Raw genomic sequence first — 13,550 nt, forward strand, 5'->3', positions numbered from 1 at the left:
ATCGTGGCTATGCTGGGGCTGCTGCGCAGCCCATCGCGACACAAGGCCGCTCCTACAAGGGGCCGCGCACGCAAGTCGGGCAAAAACAAAAAACCCCGCCGAAGCGGGGTTTTTCTTGCAAGCCAGTGCTTAGATCGCGCCACGCTGACGCAGCAGGTCCAGCACCTGTTTGACGCCCTCGTCCACACTGGTGGACTGGGTATCGATCACCAGGTCGGCGTCCAGCGGCACATCGTACGGGAAGCTTTCGCCCGGGATGTTGTCGCCACCGGCAGCGTACAGGCCTTGCGGGTCACGCTCGCGGCAGGCCAGCGGCGAGGCCTGGACGTAAACGGTCAGCAGGCGTTCCTTGCCGATCAGCGCCTTGGCCTGCTCACGGCCCTCGGCATCCGGAGCCACGAACGCGGCCAGGGTCAGCAGACCGGCTTCGTTGAACTGGCGCGCCACATGGGCGGCGCGGCGCCAGTTCTCGGTACGGCCGGCGCGGTCCTGCGGCAGGCCCTTGTTCAGGTCGTGGCGCAGGTTCTGGCCGTCGAGCACGTACACCGCTCGGCCCATGTCGAACAGCTTGCGCTCCACGGCGTAGGCCAGGGTGCTCTTGCCTGCGCCGGACAGGCCGCTGAACAGCACGGTGGCTGGCTGCTGGCCGAAGCGCAGGGCGCGCTCTTCGGTGGCCACATGGCACAGCTTGCCATGATGACCGGTGCTGCCGTGCGGCAACACTGGCGGGGCGATGATCATGCCCGCGCCGACGGTACCGTTGGTCAGGCGGTCGATGACGATGAACGCACCGGTGGTGCGGTTGCTGTCGTAACCGTCCAGGGCGATCGAGGCGTCCAGGGACACCTTGACGCGGCCGATCTCGTTCAGTTGCAGTGCGCTGGCAGCGCCCTGCTCCAGGGTGTTCACATCGACCTTGTGGGTGATGCTGGCAATCGAGCCCGGCACGTAGCTGGTAGCGCGCTTGATGTCGTATTTCTTGCCCGGGAGCATCGGCTCCTCGGCCATCCACACCAGCATGGCGTCAAACTGGTCGGTGACCGGCGGGACGTTGTCGGCATGCACCAGCAGGTCGCCACGGGAGATGTCGATCTCGTCTTCCATGGTCAGGGTCACGGCCTGGCCAGGGCCTGCGTTTTCCAGCTCACCTTCGTAGGTGACGATGGACTTGACGCGGCTGCTCTTGCCCGACGGCAGCACGACGATTTCGTCACCCTTGTGCACCACGCCGCTGGCAATGGTACCGGCGAAGCCACGGAAGTTCAGGTTGGGGCGGTTGACGTACTGCACCGGGAAGCGCAGGTCGGTGAAGTTACGGTCGGCCGACACTTCGACGGTTTCGAGGATTTCCATCAGCGTCGGGCCGGCGTACCACGGCGAACGCTCGCTGGGGTTGACCACGTTGTCACCCTTGAGCGCCGACATCGGCACGAAGTGCAGGCTGCTCGGGGTCAGGTTGATGGCGTCGGCGAACTTCAGGTAGTCGGCCTTGATCGACTCGAAGACGTCCTGATCGAAGCCTTTGAGGTCCATCTTGTTGACCGCGACCACGATGTGCTTGATGCCCAGCAACGAGGCAATGTAGCTGTGGCGGCGGGTCTGGGTCTGCACGCCGTAGCGGGCGTCGACCAGGATGATCGCCAGGTCGCAGGTGGACGCGCCGGTGGCCATGTTGCGGGTGTACTGCTCATGGCCCGGGGTATCGGCAATGATGAACTTGCGCTTGGCGGTGGAGAAGTAGCGGTAGGCGACATCAATGGTGATGCCCTGCTCGCGCTCGGCCTGCAGGCCGTCGACCAGCAGTGCCAGGTCGACTTCCTCGCCGGTGGTGCCGACTTTCTTCGAATCACGGGTGATGGCCTCGAGGTGGTCCTCGTAGATCATCTTCGAGTCGTGCAGCAGACGCCCGATCAGGGTGCTCTTGCCGTCGTCGACGTTGCCGCAGGTCAGGAAGCGCAGCAGTTCCTTGCGCTCGTGCTGGGCCAGGTAGGCGAGGATGTCCTCGCTGATCAGATCAGATTGGTGCGACATGGAGTAACCCTGAAATTAGAAGTAGCCTTGGCGTTTCTTGTCTTCCATGGAACCGGCGCCATCGTGGTCGATGACACGGCCCTGGCGTTCGGACGTACGAGTCAGGAGCATTTCCTGAATGATGTCCGTCAGGGTCTCGGCTTCCGACTCGACAGCGCCCGTCAGCGGGTAGCAGCCGAGGGTACGGAAACGCACCTTCTTCTTGACGATGCGCGCTTTCTCTTCATCGGTGAGATGTTCGAGGATGCGCTCGTCGTCGATCATGATCAGGGTGCCGTTCTTCTCGATGACCTCACGCTCGGCGGCGAAGTACAGCGGCACGATCGGGATACCTTCGAGGTAGATGTACTGCCAGATGTCCAGCTCGGTCCAGTTCGACAGCGGGAAGACACGGATCGACTCGCCCTTGTTGACCTTGCCGTTGTACACGTTCCACAGTTCCGGGCGCTGGTTCTTCGGGTCCCAGCGGTGCTTGCTGTCACGGAACGAGTACACGCGCTCCTTGGCCCGCGACTTCTCTTCGTCGCGGCGCGCGCCACCGAAGGCGGCGTCGAAACCATGCTTGTCCAGCGCCTGCTTCAGGCCCTGGGTCTTCATGATGTCGGTGTGCTTGGAGCTGCCATGGGTGAACGGGTTGATGCCCTGCGCCACACCCTCGGGGTTGACGTGGGTGATCAGCTCCAGGCCCATTTCCTCGACCATCTTGTCGCGGAAGCTGTACATCTCCTGGAATTTCCACTGGGTGTCGACGTGCATCACCGGGAACGGCAGCTTGCCCGGGAAGAAGGCCTTGCGCGCCAGGTGCAGCATCACGGCGGAATCCTTGCCGATCGAGTACAGCATCACCGGGTTGTCGAACTCGGCGGCCACCTCGCGGATGATGTGGATGCTCTCCGCCTCCAGCTGTTTCAAGTGCGTCAGTTTGTCGACCATGGCTACTCACGAAAAACGATCTTATGGACGGCCTGCGGGCCGTGTTCGAGCGAGCCACTTTATCACAGCGGCTGCTTCTATTTAGGAGGCCGGCTAGATCGAAAAAGTCTAACGATATGACTGGGGGTTTGGGCTGGAATTGGGCCGCTCTGCGGCCTTTCGCGGGCACGCCCGCTCCCACAGGTGCAGCGCGTACTTGTGGGAGCGGGCGCACCCGCGAAGAAGGCGACGCCGATGTCAGATCGGGTTCGGGCAATCGATGAACAGGTGCTCCACGGCAAACCGCCGCGCCAGGTAATCACCCAGCGCCTGCACCCCATAGCGCTCGGTGGCATGGTGCCCGGCGGCAATGAAGCTGACACCATTCTCGCGGGCACTATGATAGGTCTGCTCCGACGCCTCGCCCGTCAGGTACAGGTCTACCCCGGCCGCGATCGCCGTGTCGATGTAGCCCTGCCCGCCCCCGGTGCACCAGCCGACCCGACTGATCATCTGCTCGCCTTCGACCAGCAACGGCTCACGCCCCAGCACCTCTCGCACCCGCCGGGCAAAGTCGCGCGCGGTCACTGGCTCGGCCAGCGAGCCGACCAGCCCGACCACCTTGGGGTTTTCCGGGTCCAGCGGCCCTTCGACGGTGATGTCCAGCTGCCGCGCCAGTTGCACGTTGTTGCCCACATCCGGGTGCACGTCCAGCGGCAGGTGGAAGGCCAGCAGACTGATGTCGTTGTTCAACAGGGTCTTCAGCCGGCGCTGCCGGATACCGGTGACGCACGGGTTCTCACCCTTCCAGAAGTAGCCATGGTGCACCAGCACCAGGTCGGCCTGGGCCTCGACCGCCGCATCCAGCAACGCCTGGCTGGCGGTAACACCGCTGACGATGCGGCTGACCTGCGGCCGGCCTTCTACCTGCAAACCGTTGGGGCAATAATCCTGGATCTTCGCGCTGCCCAGGTAACGCTCGGCTTCCTCGACCAGGGTGTTCAGAGCGACAGCCATGAAAATCTCCTCGAAATCTGCGTTTTTCTCGGGCACAACGCCCATGCAACGCCCGTATAATGCCGGCCATTATGAGCCGTCGCCGGCACTGGGGGAACCGGTGTATGATCGCGCGCGCTCATGCCCCACCGCGCGGCCACCGTACCCGCTCTTTCCAGGATTCATTCATGTTCAAGGCTTTGCGTTACTTTGGCTGGCCCCTGCTTACCGGCCTACTGATCGCCATGCTGATCATCCAGCGCTTCCCGGAATGGGTCGGCCTGCCCAGCCAGGACGTCAACCTGCAGCAGGCACCGCAGACCTCGCGGATCATGCAAGGCCCGGTGTCCTACGCCGATGCCGTGACCCTGGCCGCCCCGGCGGTGGTCAACCTGTACACCACCAAGGTGGTGAACAAGAGCGCCCACCCGCTGTTCGAAGACCCGCAGTTCCGCCGTTTCTTCGGTGACAACCTGCCCAAGCAGCGCCGCTGGGAATCGAGCCTGGGCTCGGCGGTGATCATGAGCCCCGAGGGCTACCTGCTGACCAACAACCACGTCACCAGTGGCGCCGACCAGATCGTCGTCGCCCTGAAGGATGGCCGCGAAACCTTGGCCCGGGTGATTGGTAGCGACCCGGAAACCGACCTGGCGGTGCTGAAGATCGACCTGAAGAGCCTGCCAGCGATCACCATCGGCCGCTCCGACAACATTCACATCGGCGACGTGTCGCTGGCCATCGGCAACCCGTTCGGCGTCGGCCAGACCGTGACCATGGGCATCATCAGCGCCACCGGCCGCAACCAGCTGGGCCTGAACAACTACGAAGACTTCATCCAGACCGACGCGGCGATCAACCCGGGCAACTCCGGGGGTGCGCTGGTGGATGCCAACGGCAACCTGATCGGCATCAACACCGCGATCTTCTCCAAATCCGGTGGTTCGCAGGGCATCGGTTTTGCCATCCCGGTAAAACTGGCGCTGGAGGTGATGAAGTCGATCGTCGAGCACGGCCAGGTCATCCGTGGCTGGCTGGGCATCGAGGTACAGCCGCTGAGCCAGGAACTGGCCGAGTCGTTCGGCATGAAGGACCGCCCGGGCATCGTGGTGGCGGGAATCTTCCGCGAGGGGCCGGCGGCGAAGGCCGGGCTGCAGCTGGGTGACGTGATCCTGAGCATCAACGGCGAGCCAGCCGGCGACGGGCGCAAATCGATGAACCAGGTGGCGCGGATCAAGCCCAACGAGAAGATCACCATCGAGGTGATGCGCAATGGGCAGCAGTTGAAGCTGATCGCCGAGGTGGGGCTGCGGCCGCCACCGGCGCCGGCAGTCGCCAAAGAAGAAGAGAAGTAACGCTGCAATCCTGGCTGTTTCGCAAACCTGTGGGAGCGGCCTTGCGTCGCGATGGGGCGCAAAGCGGCCCCAGGATTTCAGCTTCGCAGCATAAATGCCTGGGGCCGCTTTGCGGCCCTTTCGCGACGCAAGGCCGCTCCCACAGTGGACCGCGTCAGCGGCCCCTCTTGCATCAATGCAGGATCTGGCTCAGGAACAACTTGGTCCGGTCACTGCGCGGCCGGTCGAAGAAGTCATCCGGCGCCGCCTGCTCGACGATCTCGCCCTTGTCCATGAAGATCACCCGGTTCGCCACGGTCCGGGCAAAGCCCATCTCGTGGGTCACGCAAAGCATGGTCATGCCATCTTCGGCCAGGCCCACCATGGTATCGAGCACTTCCTTGACCATTTCCGGGTCCAGCGCCGAGGTCGGTTCGTCGAACAGCATGATCTTCGGCTTCATGCACAACGCACGGGCAATCGCCACACGCTGCTGCTGGCCACCGGACAACTGCCCAGGGTACTTGTGCGCCTGCTCCGGAATACGCACCCGCTCCAGGTAATGCATGGCGATTTCCTCGGCCTTGCGCCGGGGCATCTTGCGCACCCACATCGGTGCCAGGGTGCAGTTCTCCAGGATGCTCAGGTGCGGGAACAGGTTGAAATGCTGGAACACCATGCCCACCTCACGGCGGATCGCCTCGATCTGCTTGAGATCGTTGGTCAGCTCCACGCCATCGACCACAATGCGCCCCTGCTGGTGCTCTTCCAGGCGGTTGAGGCAACGGATAGTGGTGGACTTGCCCGAGCCGGACGGCCCGCACAGCACGATGCGCTCGCCCTGGCGCACGTTCAGGTTGATGTCCTTGAGCACATGGAACTGGCCGTACCACTTGTTCACGCCCTGCATCTGGATGATGCCTTCGGGGCCGGCAGGCTGCTTGATCGCTTCACTCATTTCGAAACTCCTAACGCTTGTGGCCAGTGTCCAGCTTGCGCTCCAGATGCATGGAGTAGCGGGACATACCGAAACAGAAAATCCAGAACACCAGGGCGGCGAACACGTAGCCCTCGGTAGCCATGCCCAGCCAGGCCGGGTCGGCGGCAGCTTGCTTGACGCTGTTCAGCAGGTCGAACAGGCCGATGATGATCACCAGGCTGGTGTCCTTGAACAGGGCAATGAAGGTGTTGACGATGCCAGGGATCACCAGCTTGAGCGCCTGCGGCAGAATCACCAGGCCCATCGCCCGCCAGTAACCCAGGCCCATGGCCGCGGCGGCTTCGTACTGGCCCTTGGGGATGGCCTGCAGGCCGCCCCGCACCACCTCGGCGATGTACGCCGACTGGAACAGGATCACGCCGATCATCGCCCGCAGCAGCTTGTCGAAGCTCATGCCCTCGGGCAGGAACAAAGGCAGCATCACCGACGACATGAACAGCACCGTGATCAACGGCACGCCGCGCCAGAACTCGATGAAGGTCACGCACACCACCTTCACCGCCGGCATCTTCGAACGCCGCCCCAGGGCCAGCAGGATGCCCAGCGGCAAGGCGCCGACGATGCCCACGGTGGCGATCACCAGGGTCAGCATCAGCCCGCCCCACTGGCTGGTCGCTACGTTTTCCAGGCCCAGGACGCCCCCGTGCAGCAGGGTGTAGGCCAGCACGGGGTACAGCACCAGGAAGCCCAGGCCATAGAAGGCCTTGCGCGGGAAACGCTTGATGAACAGTGGCGCGGTGCCGAGCACGGCAAGCCACACGGTCAGGTCCACGCGCCAGCGCAGCTCGGCCGGGTAGTAGCCGTACATGAACTGGCCGAAGCGCTGCTGCACGAACACCCAGCAGGCGCCCTCCTTGGTGCAGTCGGCACGGGTGGTGCCGACCCAGTTGGCGTCAAGCAACGCCCACTGCAGCAACGGCGGCACGATCAGCCACACCAGATAGATGGCGAACAGGGTCAGCAGCGTGTTGAGCCAGCTGGAGAACAGATTGGCACGCATCCATGCGAGCACGCCGACGGTTTTCACCGGTGGCGGCATATCGGGTTTGAAAACATGGGCATTCACGGGCGTATCCTCACCGCTCGATCAGCGCAATGCGCTTGTTGTACCAGTTCATCAGCAGCGAAATGCTGATGCTGATGGCGAGATAGACACTCATGGTGATGGCGATCACCTCGATGGCCTGGCCGGTCTGGTTGAGCACGGTACCGGCGAACAGCGAAACCATCTCCGGGTAGCCGATACCGGCCGCCAGCGACGAGTTCTTCGCCAGGTTCAGGTACTGGCTGGTCAGCGGCGGAATGATCACCCGCAGTGCCTGGGGGATGATCACCTTGCGCAGGGTCGGGCCCTCGCGCAGGCCCAGCGAGCGCGCGGCCTCGGTCTGGCCATGGCTGACCGAACGGATACCGGAGCGCACGATTTCGGCGATGAACGCTGCGGTATAGATGGTCAACGCCAGGGTCAACGCCAGCAGCTCGGGGATCAGCACCCACCCGCCGACGAAGTTGAATCCTTTCAATTGCGGCACTTCCCAGTGCACCGGGCTGCCGAACAGCAGTACGCAAACGCCCGGAATGGCGATGAACAGCGCCAGCCCCACCCAGAACTTGTGGAACGGTACACCGGTCTCGTCGAAGCGCTTGTTGGCAAAGCGCACCATTACCACGATGGCCAGCAGCGCCAGGACCAGGGCCACGACGAACGGCCAGAAGCCTTCGGCCATGGACGCGCCGGGCATGTTAAGGCCACGGTTGCTGATGAAGAAGGTGTCGTCGATATTGATACTGCCCCGCGGTCCCGGCAGGGTTAGGAACACGGCGAAGTACCAGAACAGGATCTGCAACAACGGCGGGATGTTGCGGAAGGTCTCCACATACACGGTCGCCAGCTTGTTGATCATCCAGTTCGGCGACAACCGCGCCACACCGATGATGAAGCCGAGGATGGTCGCCAGCACCACACCGATGAAGGTCACCAGCAGGGTGTTGAGCAGGCCGATGACGAACACCCGCGCATAGCTGTCGGATTCCACATAGGGAATCAGGTGCTGGGCGATGCCGAAGCCGGCACTGCGGTCGAGAAAGTCGAAGCCCGAGGTGATACCCCGGTGTTGCAGGTTGGTTTGCGTGTTGTGGAACAGGTACCAGCCCAGGCCGACCACGAAGACGATCGTGAGGATCTGGAACAGCCACGCGCGCACACGCGGATCGTTAAGGGACAAGCCCTTGGGTGCGCCGATTTGATTTTGCATGAAGTGCCCCGGACAGTAGGGATTCGAACAGCCTGCGGCGGCGGGATGCCGCCGCAGGGTGCAGCCATCAGCGCACAGGTGGCGCGTACTGGATGCCGCCGTTGTTCCACAGGGCGTTCATGCCACGGTCGATCTTCAGGTCGGTGCTCTGGCCCAGGTTCTTCTCGAACACTTCGCCGTAGTTACCGACTTGCTTCACGATTTGCACTACCCAGTCCTTGGGCAGCTTGAGGTCCTTGCCGTACTCACCATCCGCGCCCAGCAGGCGGGCGACGTCCGGGTTCTTGGTGCTCTTGGCTTCGGCCTCGACATTCTTCGAGGTGATGCCCGCCTCTTCGGCGTTGAGCATGGCGAACAGGGTCCACTTGACGATGCTGAACCATTCTTCGTCGCCCTTGCGCACCACCGGGCCCAGCGGTTCCTTGGAGATGGTTTCCGGCAGTACCACGTACTCGGTCGGCGCGGCCAGCTTGGAGCGCTGGGCGAACAGCTGCGACTTGTCCGAGGTCAGCACGTCGCAACGGCCCGACTCCAGCGACTTGGCGCTTTCGTCCGAGGTGTCGAAGGTGATCGGGGTGTACTTCAGGCCATTGGCGCGGAAGTAGTCCGATACGTTCAGCTCGGTGGTGGTACCGGCCTGGATGCAGATAGTCGCGCCATCGAGTTCCTTGGCACTGGATACACCCAGCTTTTTGTTGGCCAGGAAGCCAACGCCGTCGTAGTAGGTAACACCGGCGAATACCAGGCCCATGCCGGCATCACGCGAGCTGGTCCAGGTGGTGTTGCGCGACAGCACGTCGACTTCGCCCGACTGCAGGGCGGTAAAGCGTTCCTTGGCGTTGAGCTGGCTGAACTTGACCTTGGTGGCATCGCCGAACACGGCGGCGGCCACGGCGCGGCACACGTCGGCGTCGATACCAACGATCTTGCCCTGCGCATCAGGTACCGAGAAGCCTGGAAGACCGTCGCTCACGCCACACTGGACGAAGCCCTTCTTCTTTACCGCATCGAGGGTGGCGCCGGCCTGGGCGTTGCTCACGGCGCCCAGCGCGGCGGCAGCGGTCAGGACTGCCAGGGTGGTTTTCAACATCTTCATTCACAACCTCCAAATCGCTCTTGTTGTATCGAGCCGGAATTGCACCGCACCCTTTTGAGGCGTGTCCGACCCGTATTGGCTTGTTATTGGGTCAAATGGCGCAATGGACTGTTCTGTGACAGCCTTCGCGTGCTAAGGGTGTTACCGTCACGGCCTGCCCTTTGCATCACAGGTTGAATTGCAAAGCGCGTACCAAAATTTCTGGCTGTAGCGTTTAAGCGCTCGTCAAGTAGGGAAAGTTGTATCGTTGCGACATTCTTTTTCAGACAATCATTTCCAGCGCCTTCTTTTCACGCACGCCATAACAAGACCCGCACACTTTCGGAGCAGTCATGACCAACCCGTTGATTCTCGAACCGCAGAAAACCGCAGACGCCTGTGTGATCTGGTTGCACGGTCTGGGTGCCGACCGTTACGACTTCCTACCAGTGGCCGAATTCATGCAGGAACGCCTGCTCAGCACCCGTTTCGTCATGCCCCAGGCACCCACCCGCCCGGTAACCATCAACGGCGGCTATGCCATGCCCAGCTGGTATGACATCAAGGCCATGACCCCGGCCCGCGCCATCGACGAAGCACAGCTGGAAGAATCGGCCGAACAGCTCATTGCCCTGATCAAGGCCGAGCAGGCCAAGGGCATCAGCCTGTCGCGGATCTTCCTGGCCGGTTTCTCCCAAGGCGGTGCGGTGGTGCTGCACACTGCCTATATAAAGTGGCAAGAAGCGCTGGGTGGCGTGATCGCCCTGTCCACCTACGCCCCCACCTTCAACGACCAGCATCAGTTGAGCGCCTGCCAGCAACGCACCCCGGCCCTGTGCCTGCACGGCGTGCACGACCCGGTGGTGATCCCGTCCATGGGCCGCACCGCCTTCGAGTACCTGAATACCTGGGGCGTCGCCGCCCGCTGGCACGAATACCCGATGGAACATGAAGTGGCGGTGGAAGAGCTGAACGACATCCACGACTGGCTGGGCCAGCAATTGCAATAAGCCAAGGCAGCCTGTAGTTGTGAGGCTATTCCGCTACGCCGCGCCTGAATCTTGCATTACACTGCCCGGCGTACATTCCTTAACCAGTTGATGAGACGATCGTGCTCAAGGCACTCAAGAAAATATTCGGCAAGGGAGACGCCGCGCCACAGGCCGTCGCTCCTGCTGCCAGCGTGACCCCGCCTGTGCCCGCGCCAGCCAGCGAGGCCCGGCCCGCAGCAAAGCCGGCCACCCCGCGCGCCAACCGCACTGCCGAGGCTGAACAGCCTGCCGCCGTTACGCCAGCCACCGACAAGCCGGCCAAGGACAAACCGCGTCGCGAGCGCAAGCCCAAGCCGCAGGCCAGCCTGTGGAAACCCGAAGACTTCGTGGTCGAGCCGCAAGAAGGCAAGACCCGCTTCCACGACTTCAAGCTGTCCAACGAGCTGATGCACGCCATCCACGACCTGGGCTTCCCGTACTGCACACCGATCCAGGCACAGGTGCTGGGTTACACCCTGCGTGGCCAGGACGCCATCGGCCGGGCCCAGACCGGTACCGGCAAGACGGCGGCGTTCCTGATCTCGATCATTTCCCAGCTGCAGCAGACGCCGCCGCCGAAGGAACGCTACATGGGCGAGCCACGCGCGCTGATCATCGCGCCCACCCGCGAGCTGGTGGTGCAGATCGCCAAGGACGCCATCGCCCTGACCAAGTACACCGGCCTGAACGTGATGAGCTTTGTCGGCGGCATGGACTTCGACAAGCAGCTCAAGGCCCTGGAAGCGCGCCACTGCGACATCCTGGTGGCCACCCCGGGCCGCCTGCTGGACTTCAACCAGCGCGGTGAGGTGCACCTGGACATGGTCGAGGTAATGGTGCTGGACGAAGCCGACCGCATGCTCGACATGGGCTTCATCCCCCAGGTACGCCAGATCATTCGCCAGACGCCGCCGAAAAGCGAGCGCCAGACCCTGCTGTTCTCCGCCACCTTCACCGACGACGTGATGAACCTGGCCAAGCAGTGGACCACCAACCCGGCCATCGTCGAGATCGAGCCGGAAAACGTGGCCAGCGAAACGGTGGAGCAGCACGTGTATGCGGTGGCCGGCAGCGACAAGTACAAGCTGCTGTACAACCTGGTGACCCAGAACAAGTGGGAACGGGTGATGGTATTCGCCAACCGCAAGGACGAAGTGCGGCGCATCGAGGAAAAACTGGTGCGCGACGGCATCAATGCCGCGCAGTTGTCGGGCGACGTGCCGCAGCACAAGCGTATCCGTACCCTGGAAAACTTCCGCGAAGGGCGAATCACCGTGCTGGTGGCCACCGACGTGGCAGGGCGTGGTATTCACATCGATGGCATCAGCCACGTGATCAACTTCACCCTGCCGGAAGACCCGGACGACTATGTGCACCGCATTGGCCGGACCGGCCGTGCGGGGACCAGTGGCGTGTCGATCAGCTTTGCCGGCGAGGATGACTCCTACCAGCTGCCGGCGATCGAAGAGCTGCTGGGGCGCAAGATCAAGTGTGAAATGCCGCCGGATGAGCTGCTGAAGCCGGTGCCGCGCAAGCACCATTGACCTGTGCCGGCCTCTTCGCGGGTAAACCCGCTCCCACAGAGGTACTCCACAGCTTTCGAAACCTGTGCAGTACCTGTGGGAGCGGGTTTACCCGTCGAACCGGGGCTACGCCCCGGCCATCAAACAAGGATCTACCAGCGCCCAGCGGCATCCTGGTCACTCTGCTTCCCTTCCACCCACCTTGCCCCTTCCTGAGTATTTTCCTTCTTCCAGAACGGCGCCCGGGTCTTCAGGTAGTCCATGATGAAGTTGCAGGCATCGAACGCCGCCTGCCGATGGGCACTGGCCACGCCGACGAACACGATCGGCTCGCCCGGTTCCAGCGCACCGATGCGGTGCAGCACCTCCACCTTGAGCAACGGCCAGCGCTGCTCGGCCTCGACCACGATCTTGGCCAGCGCCTTTTCGGTCATGCCCGGATAGTGCTCAAGGAACATCCCCGCCACTTCGCGGCCATCGTTGAAGTCCCGCACATAACCGACAAAACCGACCACCGCACCTACGCCGACATTGGCCGCATGCATGGCATTGGTCTCGGCCCCCGGGTCGAACGCGCCTTCCTGTACTCGCACAGCCATGTTCAGCCTCCGGTCACCGGCGGGAAGAACGCCACTTCATCGCCCTCTGCCAGCGGCTCATCGAGCTTGCACAGCTCTTCGTTGCGCGCACACATCAGGTTCTGCTCGGCCAGCACTTCGTACTGCCCGCCCTTGGCCACCAAAGCCTGGCGCACATCATCGAGCACCTTGAACACGCCCTCCACCCGCTCGGCATCCACGCCCAACAGTTCGCGGTAACGGGCGAAGTACATCACCTTGACCTTCATCACGCCTCCACCTTGTAGTGGCCGCTCTTGCCGCCAAGTTTTTCCAGCAGGCGCACCTGCTCGATGACCATACCTTTATCCACAGCCTTGCACATGTCGTAGATCGTCAGCGCGGCCACGCTGGCGGCGGTCAGCGCCTCCATCTCCACGCCAGTCTGCCCGGCCAGCTTGCAGCGGGCGACGATGCGCACGGCGTCCTGCCCCTCGGCACTGAGCTCGACCTTGACGCTGGTCAGCATCAGCGGGTGGCACAGCGGGATCAGGTCGCTGGTCTTCTTGGCCGCCTGGATCCCGGCGATGCGCGCCACGGCGAACACGTCGCCCTTGGGGTGTTCACCGTCGACAATCATCTGCAAGGTCTGCGGCAACATGCGCACCCGCGCCTCGGCGGTGGCCTCGCGCTCGGTCACGGCCTTTTCAGTGACGTCGACCATGTTGGCCCGCCCCTGGGAATCAAGATGTGTCAGCACTGCTCTGCTCCTGTGAAGGGAACTCGCAGTGTAAACCTGTGAGTCAGGTTTGAGCAGAGGGATGCGTCAACCGGTACGG

At 62.9% G+C, this 13,550-nt stretch carries 13 protein-coding genes; 3 read left to right on the forward strand and 10 right to left on the reverse strand.

The window, feature by feature from the left end; genetic code table 11:
* Positions 1–129 precede the first annotated feature (129 nt).
* The 3 genes from cysN to MKK04_RS22065 all read right to left on the reverse strand — a co-directional run bounded on the left by cysN (position 130) and on the right by MKK04_RS22065 (position 3,960).
* Positions 130–2,031, reverse strand: coding sequence for a sulfate adenylyltransferase subunit CysN (cysN, locus tag MKK04_RS22055; RefSeq protein ID WP_241105982.1), 1,902 nt, complete (start codon positions 2,029–2,031; stop codon positions 130–132).
* A 15-nt stretch (positions 2,032–2,046) separates the two neighbouring features.
* Positions 2,047–2,964 carry a sulfate adenylyltransferase subunit CysD gene (gene cysD / locus MKK04_RS22060; protein WP_013974136.1) on the reverse strand — a complete coding sequence of 306 codons (918 nt, stop codon included), beginning with the start codon at positions 2,962–2,964 and terminating at the stop codon, positions 2,047–2,049.
* Between the two features lie 237 nt (positions 2,965–3,201).
* Positions 3,202–3,960 carry a Nif3-like dinuclear metal center hexameric protein gene (locus MKK04_RS22065; protein ID WP_063913327.1) on the reverse strand — a complete coding sequence of 253 codons (759 nt, stop codon included), beginning with the start codon at positions 3,958–3,960 and terminating at the stop codon, positions 3,202–3,204.
* Between the two features lie 167 nt (positions 3,961–4,127).
* Between MKK04_RS22065 and algW the strand changes: the two genes are divergently transcribed.
* Complete coding sequence (gene algW / locus MKK04_RS22070) at positions 4,128–5,291, forward strand: Do family serine endopeptidase AlgW (protein WP_207834471.1); 1,164 nt, start codon at positions 4,128–4,130, stop codon at positions 5,289–5,291.
* 172 nt (positions 5,292–5,463) lie between these two features.
* Here the strand turns inward: algW and MKK04_RS22075 are convergent, their stop codons facing one another.
* The 4 genes from MKK04_RS22075 to MKK04_RS22090 form a co-directional block, all read right to left on the reverse strand.
* Complete coding sequence (locus MKK04_RS22075; protein ID WP_003251792.1) at positions 5,464–6,228, reverse strand: amino acid ABC transporter ATP-binding protein; 765 nt, start codon at positions 6,226–6,228, stop codon at positions 5,464–5,466.
* 10 nt (positions 6,229–6,238) lie between these two features.
* Positions 6,239–7,336, reverse strand: coding sequence for an amino acid ABC transporter permease (locus MKK04_RS22080; protein ID WP_207834463.1), 1,098 nt, complete (start codon positions 7,334–7,336; stop codon positions 6,239–6,241).
* Positions 7,337–7,346: 10 nt separating this feature from the next.
* Positions 7,347–8,525 carry an amino acid ABC transporter permease gene (locus MKK04_RS22085; protein ID WP_207834461.1) on the reverse strand — a complete coding sequence of 393 codons (1,179 nt, stop codon included), beginning with the start codon at positions 8,523–8,525 and terminating at the stop codon, positions 7,347–7,349.
* A gap of 67 nt (positions 8,526–8,592) precedes the next feature.
* Complete coding sequence (locus MKK04_RS22090) at positions 8,593–9,621, reverse strand: amino acid ABC transporter substrate-binding protein (RefSeq protein ID WP_013974141.1); 1,029 nt, start codon at positions 9,619–9,621, stop codon at positions 8,593–8,595.
* A gap of 332 nt (positions 9,622–9,953) precedes the next feature.
* On the opposite strand from MKK04_RS22090, the gene MKK04_RS22095 reads away from it, so the two are divergent.
* Together MKK04_RS22095 and rhlB are read left to right on the forward strand one after the other, a co-directional pair.
* Positions 9,954–10,610 carry an alpha/beta hydrolase gene (locus MKK04_RS22095; protein ID WP_233687060.1) on the forward strand — a complete coding sequence of 219 codons (657 nt, stop codon included), beginning with the start codon at positions 9,954–9,956 and terminating at the stop codon, positions 10,608–10,610.
* Positions 10,611–10,711: 101 nt separating this feature from the next.
* The gene (gene rhlB, locus MKK04_RS22100) at positions 10,712–12,175 is read left to right on the forward strand and encodes an ATP-dependent RNA helicase RhlB (RefSeq protein ID WP_207836302.1); all 1,464 of its coding nucleotides are present in this window, start codon (positions 10,712–10,714) and stop codon (positions 12,173–12,175) included.
* 131 nt (positions 12,176–12,306) lie between these two features.
* Here rhlB and moaE read toward each other — a convergent pair whose 3' ends face one another.
* The 3 genes from moaE to moaC are packed head-to-tail and all read right to left on the reverse strand — an operon-like array spanning position 12,307 to position 13,471.
* Positions 12,307–12,753, reverse strand: a complete 447-nt coding sequence (gene moaE / locus MKK04_RS22105) for a molybdopterin synthase catalytic subunit MoaE (RefSeq protein WP_025340575.1) — start codon at positions 12,751–12,753, stop codon at positions 12,307–12,309.
* Between the two features lie 2 nt (positions 12,754–12,755).
* The gene (gene moaD, locus MKK04_RS22110; RefSeq protein ID WP_207836551.1) at positions 12,756–13,001 is read right to left on the reverse strand and encodes a molybdopterin converting factor subunit 1; all 246 of its coding nucleotides are present in this window, start codon (positions 12,999–13,001) and stop codon (positions 12,756–12,758) included.
* Complete coding sequence (gene moaC, locus MKK04_RS22115) at positions 13,001–13,471, reverse strand: cyclic pyranopterin monophosphate synthase MoaC (RefSeq protein ID WP_003251775.1); 471 nt, start codon at positions 13,469–13,471, stop codon at positions 13,001–13,003. The genes moaD and moaC overlap by 1 nt, the downstream gene beginning before the upstream one ends.
* Positions 13,472–13,550 lie beyond the last annotated feature (79 nt).

It is taken from the genome of Pseudomonas sp. LS.1a (assembly GCF_022533585.1).
In the GTDB taxonomy this organism is placed as follows: Bacteria; Pseudomonadota; Gammaproteobacteria; order Pseudomonadales; family Pseudomonadaceae; genus Aquipseudomonas.